The following is a 1,163-nucleotide window of genomic DNA, read 5'->3' on the forward strand; positions in this document are numbered from 1 at the left end:
GGGGCGATCCGCAGGTCGAGCCCGTCGACGGCGGTCACCGGGCCGAAGGTCTTGGTGAGTCCGGCCAGGTCCACGGCCGGTGCGGAATCGGTCATGTCCCGATGCTCCGGCGTGCGGTGTCCGGTTCCCCGGAGCGGCAGTCACCTTCCGGCCGTGACATTTGTCAGGCGGTCACGCCGCCGACGCCGGACGCTCTGGGGCCGATCAGGCCGTCGCGCCGCCGTCGATCGCGATCGACGCGCCGGTGACGTGCCGTCCGCCGGGGCCCACCAGGTGACTGACAGTCGCCGCCACGTCGTCCGGGGTCGCGTACCGGCCGAGGGCGATGTGCGACCGCTGCCCGTCCGCGCCCGCGCTGTCCGCCGGGTTCATGTCGGTGTCGGTCGAGCCGGGCAGGATCAGGTTGACGGTGATCCCACGCGGACCGAGTTCGCGGGCGAGCGCCCGGGTCAGCCCGTTCACGGCGCTCTTGGTCATCGCGTACGCGCTCACCCCCGGGGCCGGGACGCGGCTGGCGAAGCTGCTGCCGATGTTGACGATCCGCCCGCCCGCGCCCATGTGGCGTACCGCCGCCTGGGTGGCGAGGTAGACCCCGCGCACGTTCACCGCGATCGCCCGGTCCAGGGCGTCGAGGCTGACCGACTCGATCGGCCCACCCGCGAACACGCCGGCGTTGTTGACCAGGATGTCCAGCCGCCCCAACTCGGCGACGGTCCGGTCCACGGCGCCGATCACGGCCGTCGCGTCGGCGCTGTCCGCGTTGATCGCCAGGCCGGTCCGCCCGTACGCCTCGATCTCGGCCACCACGGACTTCGCGCTGGCCTGCGCGGTGCGGTAGGTGAACGCGACGTGGATGCCGTCCTCGGCCAGCCGGCGCGCGACGGCGGCGCCGATACCCCGGCTCCCGCCCGTCACCAGGGCAACCCTGTCGGCAAGTCTGACCGTCATGTCGTCATCCTGACAGTCGACTCAGGACGCTGATCATCCGGGTCAGCCGTCAATTCCTGTCCGGCCGGTCAGGCAGGATTGCCGGCGCCCAGTCCGGGTACGCGCGGGCCGTCCAGCGGCGAAACGGGGAGGCGGACATGAGCGCACCGACGGGACGGGTCGACACGATCGTGCTCATCCACGGGCTCTGGATGACCTCGCGGAGCTGGGAGCAC

The 1,163-nt window shown here is 72.3% G+C and carries 1 protein-coding gene; it reads right to left on the bottom strand.

Annotated features, from left to right (window positions below; genetic code table 11):
- Positions 1-204: 204 nt before the first annotated feature.
- Positions 205-948 (bottom strand): SDR family NAD(P)-dependent oxidoreductase, encoded by a 744-nt coding sequence (locus KBX39_RS31640; protein WP_210874090.1) that lies wholly within the window; start codon positions 946-948, stop codon positions 205-207.
- Between the last annotated feature and the right edge of the window lie 215 nt (positions 949-1,163).

Origin of the sequence: Micromonospora sp. D75 (assembly GCF_018070405.1) — a bacterium.
Classification (GTDB): domain Bacteria; phylum Actinomycetota; class Actinomycetes; order Mycobacteriales; family Micromonosporaceae; genus Micromonospora; species Micromonospora chalcea.

Coding starts and splice junctions, on each gene's coding strand:
- KBX39_RS31640 (WP_210874090.1), bottom strand. CDS start 948: ATGACGGTCAGACTTGCCGACAGGGTTGCCCTGGTGACGGGCGGGAGC.